The organism is Microbacterium sp. ARD31 (genome assembly GCF_031844425.1).
On the sequence record NZ_JAUZVE010000003.1, the window covers coordinates 150708 to 169950 of the forward strand.

Genomic DNA, 19243 nt, shown 5'->3' on the forward strand with positions numbered 1-19243 from the left:
ACCACGTCGCAGCGTCGGACACCGTGCCTCCCACGGCGAACCGCTCTGCGAGCCCATCGGCCGCCCGCCCGCGCCCGCACCCCACCCCGTCATCCATCTCGCCGTCCCCGGGATTCGGAGAACGTCCCCGGATTCGGATGCCAACCGCTGGTGTGGTCCGAATCCGGCGCGCACATCCGAATCCGTGACACCCGCGACCGCGCTGGGCGCCCCGGCATCCGACTGTCAAGAGCTCGCTGCGCCGCCGGGGCGCGACGTACCGTCGCGCCATGATGAGCTCCACCGCATCCCGCTCCTCCGACCTGACCCGTCAGATCGTCGTCATCTCGGCGGTGACGTTCATGATCATCGCCGCGCTGTTCGGCTCGGGCATCTTCGGCGGCACCCCCGTTGCAGGATCTGCAGAACGGCGCGCTCTCCGCGACCTCGACCGTGCTCGCGCCGGCGAGCTCCGCGTTCTCGATCTGGAGCGTCATCTACACGTTCATGATCGCGTACACGGTCTGGCAGGCGCTGCCGTCGCAGCGGGGCAGCGATCGTCAGCGTCGCGTCGGCCACCCCATCGCCCTGACGGCCGTCCTCAACGGTCTGTGGCTGCTCGCGGCCCAGTACACGACGCTCCTGCTGACCGTCGTGACGATCGTCGCGCTCCTCGTCGCGCTCGGCTGGACCATGCGTCTGCTCGTCCTGAACCCGCCGCGGACGGTGGCCGAGACGTTCTTCACAGACGTCACCGTGGGGCTTCACCTCGGATGGGTGACGCTGGCGACGGTCGCCAACACGACAGCCTGGCTCACGACCGAGGTCGCTCCCGAGTCGTGGGGTCAGGCCGCGAACGCGTGGGGCGTTGCCGTCCTCATCGTCGTCGCCCTCATCGCCGCGGCCAGCGCGATCGGCACGGGCGGCCGCCTCGCCCCGGCCCTCGCCTCGGCGTGGGGCCTGCTCTGGATCGGCGTCGGCCGCACCGTGAGCGAGCCCCAGTCGACCCCGATCGCCATCGCGGCGTTCATCGCGGCCGCCGTCGTCGTGCTCGTCCCGATCGCGCTCTGGATCCGCGGACGCCGCGGCGAACTCGCCCTCGCCCGCGCCTGACGTCCGCACGACCCGTGGGGTCGGTGTCGCCTCACGCGGCTCGCATGTGCACATCAGTACCACGCATCGTGCAGATGCCCGGCGACCGGGTCAGAACATGGCAGCGAAACGGCGCAACAGACGCTGCGGCTCGGCGAGGTCGGCCGACAGCACGTGCGCCGCGACGGCGTCGTACTCGTCCGCGTCGAAGTAGCCGTGGTTGCGGTAGATCGTCATCCGCTCGGTGAAGGCGACCCCGGTCGGCTCGGGGTGGAACTGCGTCGCGTACAGCCGCTCGCCCAGCCGGTACGCCTGCACCGGGCAGTCGTCGTTCGTGGCGAGCAGCACGGCACCCGCGGGCAACCGCGAAGTGCCCTCCTTGTGCGCCGTCAGCGCGCTGAACTCGGGTGCCAGGTCGCCGAACAGCGGATCGCGTCGACCGTCCTCGGTGAGACGGATGCCGGTGGGCCCCGTCCCCTCCGGGTAGTCCCGCGTCACCTCGCCGCCCAACGCGCGCGAGGCGACCCCGATCCCGAAGCACGTGAACAGCGCGGTCGTCCGGCCCGCCGCGGCCGCCTGCGCGACCGCACCGAGGCCCGCCTCGATCCGCCGCTGCTCCACCGGCTTCGTGTCGCCGGGATCGGTCGTGTTGTACGGGCTCCCACCCACGACGAATCCGCGCCACCGGGTGAACGCGTCGGCGGGCAGGTCGTCCTCGACGAGGTTCCACCGCTCGAGCCCGGTCTCGTCGACGCCCATCGCGTGCTGAAACGACGCGTACTCGCCGTCCGCGGCATCCACCTGCGGGCGCACGCAGAGGTAGACGAGCGGGGCCATCCGTCCAGTCTAAATGCCCGGTCGGAGGCCGAACGCCGTGTGTCAGCGGGACGAGTTGGCGGTGCGGCCCCGCACGATGCCCACGAACGCATCGACCAGCTCGGTCGTCTCGTCCGCCGGCCACGCCAGGGCGACAGCGGATGCCGGGGCCCCCGCGAGCGGGCGGAACGTCACGTCCTTGCGGTGATGCAGCCGTGCGAGGGACATCGGCACGACGACCATCCCGACGCCGGCGGCGACGGTCTCGATCGCCTCGCCCGTCGTCGCAGGTGCGGCGAAGCGGGGCGGCTCGGTGCCCGGCACGTCGATGCCGAGCACGTCGTCGCGCGGGACGATCCGCACCTCGCCGGCGAGGTCCTCGACGGTCAGCTCATCGGCGGCGGTCAGGTGCGAGTCCGCGGCGCACACGACGACCGTCGTCTCCTCGTACAGGGGGATGACGTGCAGCCCGTCCCGGTCGATCGGCAACCGGACGATCGCGGCGTCGATCTCGCCCCGCTCGAACGCCCCGCGCTGCTCCGCGACGAGCAGGGGGACGAGCTCGAGCGGCGTGCGCGGCATCCGCGTCTTCCAGGTGTCGATCCATTTGCCGGGTGTCGCGCCGGGCACGGCGCCCAGCCGGAACGGTCCCGCGGGAGGTGCCGCGACGGTCGCCGGCTGCGGCACGGCCTTCGCGCGCGACTTCGGCTTCGCCGACGTCTTCGCCGAAGCCTTGCCCGCGCCGGGGCGGCCGCCCTTGCGCTGGGGTCCGCCGCGTGTCGCCATGCCTGTCAGCGTAGCCGCGCGGGTCTCAGCACGACCCCCACCGGCCGAGGCCCTCCGCCTCGGCGGTGCGCTGGGCGTCGGCGAACCGCGTCGCGTAGCGCGTGTTCGGCGGGATGCGGAGGGTCTCGGCGTGGCCCTCGGCGACGAGCGTCTCGTTCACGAACACCCCGTCGGGCGTCCAGAGGTAGCGCAGCGCACGGTCGTACCGGTCGACCGGCTCCCGGTCGGCGGTCGCCCAGACCCGGCTCCCGTCGGGGGCGAGTTCCCGCAGCCGGGCGGTCGCGGCATCCGCTCCGCACTCCGGTTCGGGCCGGGCCTCGGGGGCGTCGATGCCGATGAGGCGCACGCGCACCTCGCCGTCCGGCCCTCGCGCGACGAGGGTGTCGCCGTCGACCACCCGTTCGACCGTGTAGGCGACCGCGTCCTCGGGGACACCCGTGTCCTCGGGAACACCCGCGGGCTCGGGCGCAGCCGACCACGCCACCCAGAGCCCGGCGAGCACCAGCATCCCGATCACGGCCGCCAGGACGACACGACGCGACCGGGGAGTACTCACCAGCCGAGGCTAACCCGCGGCACGGACAACGACCCGACCGGGTGAGGGTCGGGTCGTCCGATCAGGTCAGGCCGCCAGTCGCAGCCCGCGACGGTCGGTCGCGACACGCTCGCCGTCGCCGATGCTCTCGTCGTCGCCGATCAGCGACTCGTTCGCCACACGGGCGCCCGCCCCGACGAAGCAGCGCACGCCGATCTTCGCGCCCGCGCCGATCACGGCGCCCGGGCCGATGTGCGCGTGCGGCGCGATCTCGGCGTTCGGGCCGATCATGGCATCGGGTTCGATCCAGACGCCGCGTCCGATCCGCGCCCCCGCAGCGATCTGCGCTCCCGGTTCGACGTAGGCGCCCGCTTCGACGACCGCGCTCGGGTGCACCTTGGCGCCGTTCGCGATCAAGCCACGTCCGTTGGCGTGCTTGCGGTAGCGCAGCGTCTCGCCTCGGTCGTTCTCGATGTCGATGTAGTTCTTGCCCACGGGTCCTCCTTGACGGATACAACGTCCCACAAGGCATTTCATTCCCCTGAGACCACCGAAATCATGGGGTTGACCTCCGCTGGGTAACCTGATTCGGTGACCGCGCCCGCAGACCCGATCGACGCCGACGCCCCCGAGACAGGTCCGTCGCTCGTGTTCGAGCAGAAGGCCGCTCCTCATTCGTGGCTCGACGACGTCGTGGGGTTGGCGACGGGCACTTTCACCGTCTCGCTCGGCCTGTTCCTGCTGCACCTCAGCACCGCGGTCACCGGCGGAACCGCCGGCCTTTCGCTCTTGCTGAACTATGCGGTCTTGTGGCCCTTCTGGGCCTTGTTCGCGGTGGTCAACCTGCCCTTCGGCGTCCTCGCCGTCTGGAAGCGCGGCTGGGACTTCGCGCTCCGCACCCTGGTCTGCATCGGCGCCGTCTCGGGGTTCTCGGTGCTCATCGAGCACTTCCTCGTCGTCGAGCGCATCGACCCGATCTTCGGCACCGTCGCCGGGAACCTCCTCGCCGGCATCGGGCTGCTCATCGTCTTCCGCCACGGCGCGAGCCTCGGCGGCGTCAACGTCGTGGCGTTGATCATCCAGGATGCGACCGGCATCCGCGTCGGGTGGACCATGATGGTCTTCGATGTCCTCGTCATCCTGCTCGCCCTCCTCGTGGTCCCGTGGCCGAACGTCCTGCTCAGCGCTGCGGGGGCCGTCGTGCTGAATCTCGTGCTCGCTCTCAACCACCGGCCCGGCCGGTACATCGGTCACTGATGGTCGACATCGGAGGCGTCCGTCTGTCGGGCCGCATGATCTGCCACACGCAGGAAGAAGCGGATGCCGTGCGTCGCCACCTCGACGCGCACATCGAGCGCACGCGGGCCGAGCCCGGATGCCTCCTGTTCGAGATCACGCCGCTCGGCGGGGGTCGCGCCTGGTCGGTCGAGGAGCTCTTCACCGACGCGCAGGCGTTCCGCGCCCACCAGCGTCGCACGGCGGAGAGCGAGTGGGGCCGTGCGACGGCGGGCATCGAACGCCGCTACCGCATCGAGGGGCTGCCGCCCGAGGAGTGAGCCTCCGTCACGGCTGGCAGACGGGACACCAGAAGACGATCCGCTCGCTCGTGGCGCGCGCCCCGAGCTCGGACCCCTGGATGAGCGTGCCGCACCGGCGGCACGGCTTGCCGCCGCGTCCGTAGACCCACGTCTGCTTGCCGGGTCGGTTGTCGCCGGTAAAGGTCCGCCCCTGCCGGTCGCGGTTCGCGCGGATCATCCGCACCCCGGTGTCGATGAGACCCGCCACGTCGACCTCGCGGGCGAGGGCGGCGGGACGGATGCCGCGCACGAACAGCAGCTCGTTGGCGTACTCGTTGCCGAACCCGGCCACGTTCCGCTGATCGAGCAGCGCGACGTGGATCGCCCGCTCGTCGGCGGCGACCCGGCGCACCGCCTCGGCGGCATCCCAGTCGGCGGACAGGGGATCGGGCCCCAGGTGTCCGACGACGCGGCCCTCGTCGGCGGTCGGCAGGACCTCGACCATGGCGAGCTCGAAACCGACGGCATCCGCGGGTCTGGTGCAGACGATCGCCCGCGCCTGGAACGCGGGCGCGCGCCATTTCTGCCCGGGCCGGTAGACGTGCCAGCGGCCCTCCATCTTGAGGTGCGAGTGCAGGGTCTGCGCGCCGATCCGCATGAGCAGGTGCTTGCCGCGGGGGACGACCTCGCGCACGGTCTCGCCGCGCAGGTCGACGGTCGCGCTGCGCGGCACCCGCACCTCGAAACGGGTCACCTCGTGGCCGGCGAGTGCCTCGTGTAGCTTCCGCGCGGCGCGGAAGACGGTGTCGCCCTCGGGCATGCGGCCTCCCTACGCTCGCTGCGGCTCGCGAGCCCCGCGCCGCAGCGTGAGGCCCTTCGGCGATTCGACGAACCCGGCGTCGCGCAGGGCGCGGCCCGCGGCGGTCGTGTAGACGAAGGCGCCGCTGACCTGCTCGATCGTGAGGGTGTCGAGCTTCCGCGCGCGGGCGGTGTCGACGAGGCTGCGGGCGGCGGCGGCGAGGACCTCCTCGTCGTCGGTGAAGGCCAGCGCGGTGCGCCCGCCGCGTTCGAGGTACAGCACGAGGGCGCCGTCCACGAGCACGACGAGCCCGCCCGCCTTGCGCCCGGGCCGGTGGTTCACACCCTCGAGCGCGGGCCAGGTGAGCGCCGCACCGTACGGGTTCGCCGGGTCGGTCGCCGCGAGGGTCCGTGCCGTGAGCGGCGCGGGCTCGGGGACGGAGGCGAACTCCCGCAGCCGGTCGACAGTGGCGGAGGTGGCGAACTGCGCGGCGCCCAGCTTCTCGACGAAGTAGCCGCGGCGGCAGTGCCCCGCATCCTCGAAGCCGGCGAGGATGCGGTAGACCTGCGCGAACCCGCCGGGCACCCCCTCGGACTGCACCGGGCCGCGCGTGACGACGCCGTAGCGTTCCAGCAGCAGGCCCGCCGTCGCCGTCGCCCGCAGCGTCGCGTCTGTGTCAGGCGCCGGCAGCAGCGACCACCGACCCCCCACCATCGCGGGCCGCTGCGGTGCGGGTCGTGCAGCTGCCGCGATCGGCGTGCCGCGGAACATGCGCGTGCGCGGCGTGCGTCGGGTCACGCGGTGGGCCTGTGACCCGCCTCCGAGCAGGCCGCGGACCGGGGCGAATGTATCGTTCGTGACTCGCCCCGACCAGGTGAGATTCCACAGCGCGTCGATGACGGACTGCTCGTTCGGGGCCTCGACCATCCCGGCGAGCTGCGACGCGAAGTAGGCGCCGCCGGCGCCGAGCGCGTCGAGGATCGACTGCTCGAACGGTGTCGGTTCGTCCTCCGGGGCGGGGAGGGTGAGGGAGGCCATGTCCGCCGGGTGCAGGGCGATCCAGCCGTCCCGGCCGGGCAGCGAGCCGTGACCCGACCACAGCACCTCGCCGGTCGCGGTGAGCTCGTCGAGCAGTGCGGGGGAGTAGTCGCGGACGCGCGAGGTGAGGATGAGGGACTCCCACGCGCTCGCCGGCAGCGGCACACCCGCCAGCTGCTCGACGACGGCGAGCACCCCGTCGACCCCCTCGAGCGGACGCGTCAGATGCTGCCACACCGGCAGGAAGCGGCCGAGCGCGTCGGGGGCGACGGGTTCGACGCTGCCGCGGATTGCGGCGAGCGACCGCATCCGGATCCGGCGCAGCACCTCGCTGTCGCACCATTCCAGGTCGTCGGTGTGCGCGGAGTCGGCGGGCAGGAAGAATCCGCTCGCCAGGCGCCCCTGCGCCTCGAGTCGCTGCAGCGTCAGGCGCGCGACCGCACCGCCGACGCCGAGGCGGGTCGCGACGTCGGAGGTGCGGAACGGGCCGTGCGTGCGCGCGTAGCGGGCGACGAGGTCGGCGAGCGGATCGGCGACGGGTTCGAGGAAGGCGGTCGGGATGCCGACGGGCAGCGCCGCCCCGAGAGCGTCGCGCAGGCGGCCCGCGTCCTCGATGCCGGCGACGCGGGCGACGCCGCCGAAGGTGACGCGGATCGCCCGGCGTGCCTCGACGAGCTCGTCGAGGAGCGCGGCGGCATCCGCTTCGGTCGCGGCCGGCGCCGGCGCGTCGGGATCGACGGACGCGCCCTCGAGCCGCTCGGCGACCTCGGCGGCCGAGAGCGGACCGAGCAGGCGCAGCAGGTCGGCGACACCCTCGACGCCGCGCACCCGCCGCGTCGGATCGAGTCGCTGCAGTTCGCGCTCGTACTGCTCGATGACCCCCGGATCGAGCAGTTCGCGCATCTCGATCTTGCCGAGCAGCTCGCTCAGCAGCGCCGGATCGACCGAGAGCGCGGCCGCGCGCCGCTCGGCGAGGGGCGAGTCGCCCTCGTACATGAACGCCCCGACATATCCGAAGAGCAGGTCGCGCGCGTAGGGCGACGGGGAGCTCGTCGTCGTCTCGACGAGGCGGATGCGGCGGCCCGCGATGCTCCGCGCGATGCGCAGCAGGGCGGGCAGGTCGTAGACGTCTTGCAGCACCTCGCGCAGGGTCTCGAGGATGATCGGGAAGGTCGGATGCTCTTTCGCGACCTCAAGCAGTTGCGCGGAGCGCTGCCGCTGCTGCCAGAGCGGCGATCGCTTGTTCGGGTTGAGGCGCGGCAGGAGAAGAGCCCGGGCGGCGCACTCGCGGAAGCGCGAGGCGAACAGCGCGGAGCCGCCGACCTCGGAGGTCACGAGCTGCTCGAGCTCGTCGGCGTCGAAGACGAAGAGTTCTGCGCCCGGCGGCTCGGCGTCGGTGTCGGGCACGCGCGCGATGATCCCGTCGTCGCTGGCGACAGCGGCGCCCTCGACGCCGAGACGCTCGCGGATGCGCGCGTTCACGGCCAGCGCCCATGGGGCGTGCACATGCATGCCGTACGGGGAATGGAGGATGACGCGCCAGTCGCCGACCTCGTCGCGGGACCGCTCGACGGTCAGTGTCTTGTCGGTCGGCAGGCTGCCCGTGGCCTCGCGCTGCTCGCCGATGTAGGCCAGCAGGTTGCCGATCGCGTTGTCGTCGAGGCCCGACTCGCGCAGCCGCTCGGTCGCTTTCTCGGGCTTCGCCGTCGACAGTTCGCGCGAGAACTTGCCGAGCGCTTCGCCGAGCTCGGCGGGGCGGCCGAGGCCGTCGCCGTGCCAGAACGGCAGCTTGCCGGGCTGCCCGTACGCGGGCAGGACGTTGACGCGGTCGTGGGTGATCTCGACGATCCGCCAGCTCGTCGTACCGAGGGTGAAGACGTCGCCGACGCGGGATTCGTAGACCATCTCCTCGTCGAGTTCGCCGACGCGGGCGTTGCGGGCCTCGCCCGAGATGAAGACGCCGAACAGTCCGCGATCGGGGATCGTGCCACCGCTCGTCACCGCGATGCGCTGCGCACCGGGCCGCCCGGTGATGGTGCCGGCATCCCGATCCCACACGACGCGGGGGCGCAGTTCGGCGAACGCGTCGGACGGATAGCGCCCCGCGAGCAGGTCGAGCGTCGCCTCATAGGCCGAGCGCGGCAGCGAACGGAACGGGGCCGACCGCTTGACCGTCTCGAACCACCCCTCGACGTCGAGGACGGCCACGGCCGAGGCGGCGATCGTCTGCTGGGCGAGGATGTCGAGCGGGTTCTGCGGCACCGAGATCGCCTCGATCTGGCCCGCCAGCATCCGCTCGGTCACGACCGCGGTGTGCAGGACGTCGCCGCGGTGCTTGGGAAAAAGCGCGGCTCGGCTGACCTCGCCGACCTGGTGGCCCGCGCGGCCGACGCGCTGCAGACCGGAGGCCGCCGAGGGCGGCGCCTCGACCTGGATGACGAGGTCGACGGCGCCCATGTCGATGCCGAGCTCGAGGCTGCTCGTCGCGACGACGCAGCGCAGCGCACCCGACTTCAGCTCGTCCTCGACCTGCGCGCGCTGCTCCTTCGACACCGAGCCGTGGTGCGCCTTCGCGAGGATCGCCTCGACGCCGGCCGACGCCCCCGCCTGCGCCGCCCTGACCGCTCCTCCAGACGTCGCATTCGCGACGCCCGGAGCCTCTGCTCCCGGGACCCTCATCGCCGCGGGCACGGTCGGGTCGGGCACGTCGATGCCGACGCGCTCGGCGTAGATCTCGTTCAGCCGGCCGGTCAGCCGTTCGGCGAGCCGGCGCGAGTTCGAGAACACGATCGTCGAGCGGTGCGCGAGGATGCGGTCGACAATCGCCTCTTCGACGTGCGGCCAGACCGACCCTGTCATCTCGGACGACTGCGGCGGCGTGTACCAGTTGCCGCCGTCGCCGTCATCGTCGTCATCGGTCGCGACGGGCGCCTCCTCCTCGGGCGCACCCGGCGGCGGGGGCGGGTTCGTGAGGTCGTCGATCGGGACGACCACCGAGAGGTCGAAGGCCTTGCTCGCCTTCGGCGCGACGATGTCCACCGGAGCCGCGCCGCCGAGGAACCGGGCGACCTCGTCGATCGGACGCACCGTCGCCGACAGTCCGATGCGCTGCGCCGGGGTGTCGAGCAGGGCGTCGAGCCGCTCGAGACTGACGGCGAGGTGGGCGCCGCGCTTCGTCGCGGCCACGGCGTGGACCTCGTCAACGATGACGGTGTGGATGCCGCGCAGCGTCTCGGCCGCCTGCGAGGTCAGCATGAGGTACAGCGACTCGGGCGTCGTGATGAGGATGTCCGGCGGATCCGCGAGCAGGCGGCGCCGGTCGGCGGAGGGCGTGTCGCCGGATCGGACGCCGACCGTGACGTCGGGCGCCGGCATCCCGAGCCGCCGGGCCGATTGGCCGATGCCCACCAGCGGGGAACGGAGGTTGCGCTCGACGTCCACGCCGAGCGCTTTGAGCGGGGAGACGTAGAGGACGCGTGTGCGGGGGGATGCGGCATCCGCTCGCTTCTTCGTCGGCTTCGCGTCTTGCCTCGGCGCCTCGGCGACACGGTCGCGGAAGATGCGGTCGAGGGCCCACAGGAATGCCGACAGCGTCTTGCCCGAGCCGGTGGGCGCGACGACGAGGGCGTGCTTGCCCGCCGAGATCGCCTGCCAGGCGCCGGCCTGCGCCGCGGTCGGGGCGTGGAAGGCGCCGCGGAACCAGTCCTGCGTCGCAGGACTGAAGCGCTCGAGCACGTCCGCCATGCTCCTATCATCACGCGGACCACCGACATCGGGCCGGGGCTTGCGCCCCGGCCCGCGCGTCAGAGCTCCGTCATCCGGCCGTCCCGCAGTTCCAGCGTGAGATCGGGACGGATCCGGTCGAGGAACACGTCGTCGTGGCTGACCACGAGCACGGCGCCCCGATACGCCGACACGGCGTCGACGAGCTGGTCGACCGTGTCGAGGTCGAGGTTGTTCGTCGGCTCGTCCAGCACCACGAGGTGCGGCGCCGGGTCGGCGAGCAGCAGCCGGGCGAGTGCGACGCGGAACCGCTCGCCGCCCGACAGCGCCGATACCGGCCGCAGCACCGTGTCGCCGCGGATGAGGAACCGGGCAAGCCGGTTCCGCAGCTCGGCGTCGCCGACCCCGGGCGCTCCGGCGCGGACGTTCGCCAGCACCGACGCTGCCTCGTCGAGCCCGTCGACCCGCTGCGACAGGTATCCGACCCGGTCGGTGTGCGCCTCGGCCCGTACCGAACTCCGGAAGGATGCCGTGTCCGGCCTCGCCTCAGCAGGATCGGCCCCCTCGTCACCGGAGAACGGCACCGCGGGCGCCGCCGCCCCGCGTTCCGAACTCAGTCCCGCCGAGTCGGCACCGCCCGCGGTTCGCGCCGCATCGGCACCTGCGAGCGGCTCTCGATCCGCCGAGCCTGAGTACGGAATGCCGTCGCCGACCGCCGAGGCGACGATCCGCTCGAGCAGGGTCGTCTTGCCTGCGCCGTTCGGCCCGACGAGCGCCGCGCGCTCGGGCCCCTGGATGGTCCAGGAGCGCTCGCCGTCGCCGATCGTCGCGATGCGCCGACCGGTGCCGACGCCGGGGTCGGGCAGGTCGATGTGCACCGTGTCGTCGTCGCGCACGCGCCGGCCGGCGGTGTCGACGGCGGCCCGGGCGGCCTCGACCTTCTCGTTCGCCTCGACGCGGAGCTTGCCCGCGGTCACCTCGGCGGAGCGTTTCATGGCCCCCAGCACGATCTTCGGCGCCGCCTTCTTCGCGGCGAGCTTCTTGCCGTGCGCGTTCCGCATGGCGATCGCCGCCTCGACCTGCTGCCGGTCGCGCTTCTCGCGCCGGAGCAGCTGCCGCGCGGCGGTCTCGGCCTGCACGGCCGCGGCCTGCTCGGTGTCGAGCCACGCCTTCCACGCGGAGTACGGGCCGCCGAACACCGAGAGCTCGTGCTCGTAGAGTTCGGCGGTGTCGTCGAGCTCCTCGAGCAGCGCGACGTCGTGGCTGACCACGATCAGCGTGCCGCGCCACGTGCGCACGAGTTCGTGCACCCGCGCCCGCGCGTCGCGGTCGAGGTTGTTCGTCGGCTCGTCGAGCAGCGCGATCTCGGCGCCGCGCAGCCGCACGCCGACGAGCGCGGCGAGCACCGCCTCGCCGCCCGACAGCTCGCCGACACGGCGGTCGAGCGCCCCGTCGGGCAGGCCGACCTCGGCGAGGGCCGCCGTCGCGCGCGCTTCGACGTCCCAGTCGTCGCCGACGGTGTCGAAGTGCCGCTCGTCGACGTCGCCGCGCTCGATCGCCCGGACGGCGTCGAGCACCGGCGCGATCCCGAGCACGTCGGCGACGCGGCGCCCGGTGTCGAGCGTGAGCTGCTGCGGCAGCAGGTCCACGCGTCCGGCCGTCGAGATGGACCCGGATGCCGGGACGAGGGTCCCCGCGATGAGCTTCAGCAGCGTCGACTTGCCGCTGCCGTTTCGCCCGACGAGGCCGGTGCGGCCGCCGCCGAAGGCGCCGGACACGTCGCTCAGCGCGACGGTGCCGTCGGGCCAGGCGTAGGTGACGCGGTCGAGGGTGACCGCGGAGGTGAGAGTGGTGGGCATGAGCGCCTCCCTGTGATGGGGGTGCGCGGACGCCGGCCTCGACGATACGGAGGCAGCGCTTCATGCATCCGGGCAGCACGAGGTGCTGCGGTCGAAGGGGGACGGTCCGCGCCGGTCGGTGAATCGATCACCGGGCGGACCGTCGGAATCGTCCTCGAGGAGGGTCGACGGGTCAGCGCGGGATCACAGCGCGATCGCGTCGACAGCCTTCAACGGCTCTTCCTCACACTCGGGACAGGGACTCGCCCATGGTAGCCACGAAGACGAGCGGATGCCAGGGTTCGCCCCACCTGCACGGCGGCGAGCCCCGGCATCCGCTCGGATCACACCCGTTCGTGCACCCAGGCCCGCTCGTCACCGGTCCAACGGTTGACCGCGGTCTGACGGCCCGACGCGAGCTCGTACATGCGCGAGAACGCCGGCGCGAAAGCGTCGTTCACGCGGTCCAGCCGGTCCTGTTCCGCACGGATGCCGGGCATCTCGGCACGGAACGCGGCGATCACGGCGTCCTCGTCGATCAGCGTGAGCCGGCCGTTCTGGACGGTGGTCACGCCGTCGACCATGACCCGCACGATGGACGAGCCGTTCTCGCTGTAGACGAGGTGGTTCTCGAGCCTGTTCGTCGGGAGGAAGGCGAGCGTGCCGGTGTCGAACATCACGAGGTCGGCGCGCTTGCCCACTTCGATGGAGCCGACGGTGCGGTCGAGAACGGCGCTCCGCGCACCGCCGATGGTCGCGGCCGTCAGCACCTCGTCGACCGTGGACCACCGGGCCGGATCGGGCTCAGTGACCTTGTGCAGCAGCGCCGCCGTCTTCATGACCTCCATCAGACGGGGCGTGTCGCTCGAGGAGCATCCGTCGGTGCCGAGGCCGAGGTTGACGCCTGCATCGTGGTAGCGCCGCCACGGCAGGACGCCGGACCCGAGCTTCAGGTTGGAGATCGTGTTGTGCGAGACGGATGTGCCGCGTCGCGCGATGCGCTCGATGTCCTCGTCGGTGACCCAGATGCCGTGCGCGAACGTGGTCCGATGGCTCATCGCACCGATCGTGTCGAGGTGTTCGACGAGTGTCTGCCCGCCGTACAGCTCGTCACCCGTCACCGCCTGCGTCTTCGTCTCGAGCACGTGGATGTGCACCTCGGCGTCGAACTCGGCCGCGAGCTGGGTGGCTCCGACGAGCAGGTCGTCGGTGCACCGCTGCGGACCGGAGGGCGCGAGCATGTACCGAACGCGCCCGCCGGCGGTGCCGTGGTGGCGCTCGAAGGCGGTCCGCGAGTAGTCGAGGTACTCGTCGGCCGTCAGCACCGGCTGCGCCCGCACCTGCCGGACGAGCTCGTCGGGCAGCCAGTCGGTCACGAAGGGCAGCGTGTCGACGAAGGGCCGGTTGATGACGTGACCCGAGACGTTCGCCCGGATGCCGATGCTCTCGTATGCTCGCGCGACGGCCGCGAGCTGGTCGAGGTCCTGACCGGGCGTCTCGAGGACGTCGTCGACGAGCGTGGTGACGCCGTTCTTCATCGACTCCATCGCGAACATGAGCGTGCGTAGCCGCACGATGTCGGGGCTCGTGGGGGCGCCGCCGAGGATCGGGTAGGAGTACAGCATCCACAGCTCGAGCGGCATGTTGTCGTAGCGGCCCTTGTAGAGGTACTCCCACGAGTGGGTGTGCGCATTGACGAACCCGGGGGTGACGAGCATGCCCGCCCCCTCGATGACCTCGTCGCCCGGTTGTGGGGTGAGGTCCGTGCCGATCTCGACGAAGACGCCGTCCTCGATGCGGAGGTCCCGCGCCACGGGGGTGGATCCCGTCGCGGCATCCATCGTGATCACCTGGGCGCCGCGGATGAAGGTGCCGGTCATGCGCGGACCTCCGCCTCGACGGGCTCGGATCCCGCATCGGCCGTCGGGGCGCCCGTGATGCGGCGCGCCGCCGCGTGGCAGAGCGGTGCCGCGACGATGGCCACGATGATCCCCTGCACGGCGGGGCTGCCGCTCCCGGTGAAGGCGCCGAACGCCGCCGCGGCGGTGCCGAGCAGGTATGCGACGATGCCCGGCCACACGAAGGCTCCGACGCGGGTGACGTCGGTGCCCGGGTCGCGTCGCCGCCAGACGAACAGGTACGTGCCGATGATGACCCCGCCGAGCGGTGGGATGACGGTACCGAGGGTCACGAGGAACCCGATCAGCGCGTTCGCCACGCCGGTGACGGCGAGCGCGATGCCGACGACCACGCCGATGATGATGAAGGGGCGCTTGTCGTTGCGGTTCGCGAGTTCGGCACCGGCGACGCCGAAGGCGTAGGCCGTGTTGTCGTTCGTGGTCCAGAGGTTGAAGGTCAGCAGCAGGACGCCCATGAGCGCGAGTCCCATCGTGAACAGCAGGGCGGTGAAGTCGGCCTCGCCGAAGGCGATCGCGCCGATGCCGCCGAAGACGAGCATGGCGGTCTCGATGACGAGGAGCACACCGAGGCAGATGAGGAACGCCGTGCGCGGGCTCTTCGCGAAGCGCGTCCAGTTGCCGACCTGCGTGCCGCCCGAGATGAAGGTGCCGATCATCATCGTGAGGGCCAGACCCGGCGAGATCGAGCCGTCGCCCGTCGTCGCGAGCATCGCCCCCCAGCCGCCGACCTCGTCCACCGAGACCACGGTGATCCAGATGCAGAGAGCGAACATGAGGGGGACCGAGACCCAGGACAGGATCTCGATGCCTTTGAAGCCCCAGTAGGCCGTCGTCGCCATGAGCAGGCCGCCGAAGATCGCAAGCGGCCACGAGACCTCCCAGCCGATCGCGGAGGCGAGGAGGTCGGCGAAGATGCCGACCGTGATGCCGTACCAGCCGACCTGCGTGCCGCCGAGGACGATCGAGGCCCATTTGCCCCCCACGCGGCCGAGGGAGAGCCGTGCGAGCAGGACGGTCGACAGACCGGTCGCGGCGCTGGTCGCGCCGAGTGTCGCGATGTAGAGCGCGAGGACGACCGAGGCGATCGCGGCCAGGCCGACGAAGGCGGCGAAGCCGAACGCCCCGGCGACCTGCCCGCCGGTGACCATGGTGGGGGTGAAGAAGATGAAGCCGGCGACGACGACGAGGATGGCGAACCATCCCTGCCGGGCGCTGAGGGGGACGCGGCCGAGCGGGTAGTCGCGGTCGACGCGCTCCGGGGCGGCGGATGCCGCTGTGGTCGAGGTCATGAGCACTCCTTTCCGAGTGGTCACATCACACCCGCGCCGTGTTTCCGATCCGTTGCGCGGGCTCGAAGAGTGGACCGGGTGACAGCCCGGCGCGGCGACGGGTGTACGGATCTCCACCCGCCCGAAACGGGCGCGTCATGGGCGGGAAACGGCCCGGTCGTACCGTGGGCGGCATGACCTCCGCCGCCCCGAGCCTCGGCGACACGGACGTCGACGTCCTCCGGGTCTCGGATCTCATCCATTGGGGGCAGCCGCGGGTCGATCTGGTCGGGGACCCGGTGGGCCTCGACCGCACGGTGCGGTGGGGGCTTCCGACCGACCTCCTCGATCCCTCCCCGTATCTGCGCGGCGGCGAGCTCGTGCTGACCTCGGGGATCTCGATGCGGGATGCCGCCTCCCAGCGCGCCTTCGTCGCCGCCGTCCTCCGCACGCGTCCCGCGGCGATCGGGTACGCCCTGGGAGTCGTGGATTCGGCCGTCCCCCCAGCGCTCATCGCGGCGGCGAACGCGGCGGGGATCGCCGTCCTGTCGGTGCCTCCCGACGTCCCGTTCCTCGAGATCACGCGTCGGATCGCCCACGAGCAGCAGCGCCATGACGCCGAGGAACTCGCGCGCGAATCGGTGGGCGCGATCCTCGACATGGTCCGTCGAGGGCTCGCCAGTCCCGTCGTCCTGCGCGAGCAACTCGAGGCGGCGCTGGGCGTCGTGCCCGGTGTGTGGGTGCTGGCCGCTCGGGGGCGCGTCCTGCGACCCGGGGATCGTTCGCTCGTCGGGACGACCGCCGGCCACTCGATCGCGATCGTGCCCGCGACCCGGCCGGGTCCGCCGCCGGACGACCTGCTCGGGACGGACGTGGGATGGAGCGGTCCCGCGGACCCCGGCGCGCTCGCCGGCGCGCTGCGGGAGGCGGTGGCCGCGGCGTCCCTCGCCTCCCGCCACGGGGCCTCGCGCGGCCCGCGCGACCTCGCGACCTGGGACGGACTCATCGAGCGGCTCACCCCGGAGCAGCTCGCCCCGTTCCGCGACCGGCTCCTCGCCCCGATCGCGGATTACGACGCCCGGCACCGCACCGTGCTCGTCGAGACACTCGAACACCTCTGCCGCCTCGACGGCTCGGTGCAGGCGGCGGCGGAAGAGCTTTTCGTCCACGTCAACACGGTGCGCAAACGCGTCGGCCGCATCGAGGCACTGACGGGTCTCAGCCCGCTCGACACGCGCGGGCGTGCGGCGTTCCTCGTCGCGCTCGCCGCAGCGGGCTGACGATCAGCCCGCGCGCTTCGCGAGCTGCTTCTCGAGGAACACCCGCACGTCGCCGAGCTCCTCCTCCGAGACGCTGTGCGCCAGGTTCGGGTACACGCGTCCGCTGAGCTCGACGTGGCCCGGCAGCCACTGCGCCGTGTGGTCGACGAACCGCGGCGGGATGACCTCGTCGCGCGCGCCGCGCCCCCAGAACACCGGCGGGCGCACCTCGGCGAGCTCGGCGTCGCCGGGATGCGGCTCGGGGAACGCGTAGCCGGCGAGGTTCACGGCGAACGCCGCGCCGCGTGGCCGCATCCGCAGCATCTGCAGCGCGATGACACCGCCCTGCGAGAAGCCGAGGAGACCGACGGATGCCGCGTCCCCCCGCACCTCGTCGACCCAATCCCAGACCGCCTCGGTCGAGGCGATGACCTCGCCGTGGTCGCGGCTCTCGACGCCGTCGATCGTGAACCACGAGTACCCGGGCATCGGGAACCGCGGCGCGAGCGGCGCGCGGACCGCGGCCGTCACGAACTCCGGCGGCAGGTGCGGCACGAGCCCGAACAGGTCGCCCTCGTGCGAGCCGTACCCGTGCAGCAGCACGAGCAGGGGGCGGTCGCCGCGCTCCTCGGCGGGCGCGGACCACAGGACGACGTCGGGATCGAGCGGGGAGGCGGCGGCCATGCGTCCATCCTGCACCAGGGCGCCGACACCGCTCCGGCGGCACCGGCGCACGAGCGGGGCGGTGCGGCATCCGCTCGGGTATACATGGAGGCATGGCCGTCCGCACTCCCGACCCCGACCCGAACGAGCGCGACGACGAGGGGGCCGCGCGCGATCCGCTGCGGGGGCTCGGCTCGTCGATGGGGCGGCCGGGGTCTGCGAGCAATCCGGCCTGGCTGAGCGACGTCGAGCTCGCGGAGGCGCGTCGGCGTCTGCCGATGCTCTACGTCGAGGCGGTGCCGGTGCGACTGGACGGCATGGGGGCGGTGACCGAGGTCGGCATCCTGCTGCGCGCGACACCGATGGGGGAGATCTCGCGCACGATCGTGTCGGGCCGTGTGCGGTACGGCGAGACGGTGCGCGACGCGCTGTTCCGTCACCTCGAGAACGACCTCGGCCCGATGGCCTTCCCGCTGCTGCCGCCGCAGCCCGCGCCGTTCACCGTCGCGGAGTACTTCCCGATCCCGGGCGTCAGCGCGTTCCACGACGACCGGCAGCACGCGGTGTCGCTCGCCTTCGTCGTGCCGGTGACGGGCACGTGCGAACCGCGTCAGGACGCGCTCGAGGTGACGTGGATGTCGCCCGAAGAGGCGGCATCCGACGCCCTCGCCGCCGAGATGGAGGGCGGCCGGTCGACGCTCGTGCGGCAGGCGCTCGCCTCGGTCGGCGCCCTGCGCTGAGCCGGGCGCCTCGCGCTGAGCCGGGCGCCTCGCGTCTGACGCCGAATCACCATCCACCTGCCGAATCACCACCGAAAAGTCGGCATTCGAGTGGTGTTTCGGCAATCCGGCGGTGACTCGGCGACGGGGGACGTGCAGGCGCGGCCGCGGAGTCGGCGCCCTGCGCTGAGCCTCAGCCGCGCGTGAGGCGCGAGAGCTCGGCGACGAAGGCGTCGACGTCCGACTCGGTCGTGTCGAACGAGCACATCCAGCGCACCTCGTTCTTCGAGGCATCCCAGTCGTAGAAGCGGAACGACTCGCGCAGCCGGTCGGCGACGCCGTCGGGCAGGATCGCGAACACGCCGTTGGCCTGCGTCGGCTGGCTGAAGCGCACCCCGGCGATCGACCCGTCCGCGAGCCCGGCCTCGACGGCGGAGCGCAGGCGCGCGGCCATCGCGTTGGCGTGGCGGGCGTTGCGCAGGTAGAGGTCGTCCTCGTACAGCGCGATCAGCTGCGCCGACACGAAGCGCATCTTCGACGAGAGCTGCATGTTGAGCTTGCGCAGGAAGGGGAGCCCCGCGGATGCCCCGGGGTCGAGCACGACGATCGCCTCGGCCGCGAGCGCGCCGTTCTTCGTGCCGCCGGCGCTGACGACGTCGACGCCCGCGTCGAGCGTGAACGCGCGGATCGGCAGGTCGAGGGCCGCTGCCGCGTTCGAGAGCCGTGCGCCGTCGAGGTGCAGTCGCATGCCGCGCGCGTGCGCGTGGTCGGCGAGGGCCCGGATCTCGTCGGGCGTGTAGAGGGTGCCGAGCTCGGTCGACTGCGTGATCGACACGACGAGCGGCTGCGCGCGGTGCTCGTCGCCCCAGCCCCACGCCTCGCGGTCGACGAGCTCGGGGGTGAGCTTGCCGTCGTCGGTGGGCACGTTCAGGATCTTGATGCCCGCGACCTTCTCGGGAGCGCCGCCCTCGTCGACGTTGATGTGGGCGGTGGATGCCGCGACCACGGCGCCCCAGCGGGGGAGCATCGACTGCAGGCCGGTGACGTTCGCGCCGGTGCCGTTGAAGACGGGGAACGCCTGCGCGTCGTCGCCGAAGTGGCGGGCGAAGACGTGCTGCAGGCGCTCGGTGTAGAGATCCTCGCCGTAGGCGATCTGGTGTCCGTCGTTCGCTGCGGCGAGGGCCGCCAGCACCTCGGGGTGCACCCCTGAGTAGTTGTCGCTGGCGAAGGAACGGATCGTCGGGTCGTGGAGCGTCGTCACCGCTCCAGCCTAGGTCGCGCGCGGACGCTCT

At 72.2% G+C, this 19243-nt stretch carries 16 protein-coding genes; 5 read left to right on the forward strand and 11 right to left on the reverse strand.

Annotated elements, in window-relative coordinates:
• Positions 1-390: 390 nt before the first annotated feature.
• On the forward strand, positions 391-1092 hold the full coding sequence (locus tag Q9S36_RS11170) for a tryptophan-rich sensory protein (protein ID WP_311285206.1): 702 nt from the start codon (positions 391-393) through the stop codon (positions 1090-1092).
• 90 nt (positions 1093-1182) lie between these two features.
• Here Q9S36_RS11170 and Q9S36_RS11175 read toward each other — a convergent pair whose 3' ends face one another.
• The 4 genes from Q9S36_RS11175 to Q9S36_RS11190 all read right to left on the reverse strand — a co-directional run bounded on the left by Q9S36_RS11175 (position 1183) and on the right by Q9S36_RS11190 (position 3703).
• Positions 1183-1908 carry a glutamine amidotransferase-related protein gene (locus Q9S36_RS11175; RefSeq protein ID WP_311285207.1) on the reverse strand — a complete coding sequence of 242 codons (726 nt, stop codon included), beginning with the start codon at positions 1906-1908 and terminating at the stop codon, positions 1183-1185.
• Positions 1909-1950: 42 nt separating this feature from the next.
• Complete coding sequence (locus Q9S36_RS11180; protein WP_311285208.1) at positions 1951-2673, reverse strand: LysR substrate-binding domain-containing protein; 723 nt, start codon at positions 2671-2673, stop codon at positions 1951-1953.
• A 25-nt stretch (positions 2674-2698) separates the two neighbouring features.
• Complete coding sequence (locus tag Q9S36_RS11185; RefSeq protein ID WP_311285209.1) at positions 2699-3229, reverse strand: thermonuclease family protein; 531 nt, start codon at positions 3227-3229, stop codon at positions 2699-2701.
• A gap of 66 nt (positions 3230-3295) precedes the next feature.
• Positions 3296-3703 (reverse strand): transferase, encoded by a 408-nt coding sequence (locus tag Q9S36_RS11190; RefSeq protein WP_064003742.1) that lies wholly within the window; start codon positions 3701-3703, stop codon positions 3296-3298.
• Positions 3704-3799: 96 nt separating this feature from the next.
• Here Q9S36_RS11190 and Q9S36_RS11195 point away from each other — a divergent pair, with 96 nt between their 5' ends.
• Together Q9S36_RS11195 and Q9S36_RS11200 are read left to right on the forward strand one after the other, a co-directional pair.
• On the forward strand, positions 3800-4465 hold the full coding sequence (locus Q9S36_RS11195; RefSeq protein WP_311285210.1) for a YitT family protein: 666 nt from the start codon (positions 3800-3802) through the stop codon (positions 4463-4465).
• Positions 4465-4764: a putative quinol monooxygenase gene (locus Q9S36_RS11200; protein WP_290440563.1), complete on the forward strand. Its 300-nt coding sequence runs from the start codon at positions 4465-4467 to the stop codon at positions 4762-4764. The genes Q9S36_RS11195 and Q9S36_RS11200 overlap by 1 nt, the downstream gene beginning before the upstream one ends.
• A 7-nt stretch (positions 4765-4771) precedes the next feature.
• Here the strand turns inward: Q9S36_RS11200 and Q9S36_RS11205 are convergent, their stop codons facing one another.
• The 5 genes from Q9S36_RS11205 to codB form a co-directional block, all read right to left on the reverse strand.
• Positions 4772-5545 carry a DNA-formamidopyrimidine glycosylase family protein gene (locus Q9S36_RS11205; protein ID WP_311285211.1) on the reverse strand — a complete coding sequence of 258 codons (774 nt, stop codon included), beginning with the start codon at positions 5543-5545 and terminating at the stop codon, positions 4772-4774.
• A gap of 9 nt (positions 5546-5554) precedes the next feature.
• A complete protein-coding gene (locus Q9S36_RS11210) occupies positions 5555-10306 on the reverse strand; it encodes an ATP-dependent helicase (RefSeq protein WP_311285212.1) in 4752 nt (1583 codons plus the stop codon).
• Between the two features lie 59 nt (positions 10307-10365).
• Positions 10366-12144, reverse strand: a complete 1779-nt coding sequence (locus tag Q9S36_RS11215; protein ID WP_311285213.1) for an ATP-binding cassette domain-containing protein — start codon at positions 12142-12144, stop codon at positions 10366-10368.
• Between the two features lie 323 nt (positions 12145-12467).
• Positions 12468-14003: an amidohydrolase gene (locus tag Q9S36_RS11220; RefSeq protein WP_311285214.1), complete on the reverse strand. Its 1536-nt coding sequence runs from the start codon at positions 14001-14003 to the stop codon at positions 12468-12470.
• A complete protein-coding gene (gene codB, locus Q9S36_RS11225) occupies positions 14000-15331 on the reverse strand; it encodes a cytosine permease (RefSeq protein WP_311285215.1) in 1332 nt (443 codons plus the stop codon). Before codB ends, Q9S36_RS11220 begins: the two co-directional genes overlap by 4 nt.
• A gap of 173 nt (positions 15332-15504) precedes the next feature.
• On the opposite strand from codB, the gene Q9S36_RS11230 reads away from it, so the two are divergent.
• Complete coding sequence (locus tag Q9S36_RS11230; protein WP_253034807.1) at positions 15505-16590, forward strand: PucR family transcriptional regulator; 1086 nt, start codon at positions 15505-15507, stop codon at positions 16588-16590.
• A 3-nt stretch (positions 16591-16593) separates the two neighbouring features.
• Here Q9S36_RS11230 and Q9S36_RS11235 read toward each other — a convergent pair whose 3' ends face one another.
• Positions 16594-17253 carry a dienelactone hydrolase family protein gene (locus tag Q9S36_RS11235; RefSeq protein WP_311285216.1) on the reverse strand — a complete coding sequence of 220 codons (660 nt, stop codon included), beginning with the start codon at positions 17251-17253 and terminating at the stop codon, positions 16594-16596.
• 92 nt (positions 17254-17345) lie between these two features.
• On the opposite strand from Q9S36_RS11235, the gene Q9S36_RS11240 reads away from it, so the two are divergent.
• A complete protein-coding gene (locus Q9S36_RS11240) occupies positions 17346-17972 on the forward strand; it encodes an NUDIX hydrolase family protein (protein WP_217529510.1) in 627 nt (208 codons plus the stop codon).
• A gap of 172 nt (positions 17973-18144) precedes the next feature.
• Here Q9S36_RS11240 and Q9S36_RS11245 read toward each other — a convergent pair whose 3' ends face one another.
• Positions 18145-19212, reverse strand: coding sequence for a low specificity L-threonine aldolase (locus Q9S36_RS11245; RefSeq protein WP_311285217.1), 1068 nt, complete (start codon positions 19210-19212; stop codon positions 18145-18147).
• Positions 19213-19243 lie beyond the last annotated feature (31 nt).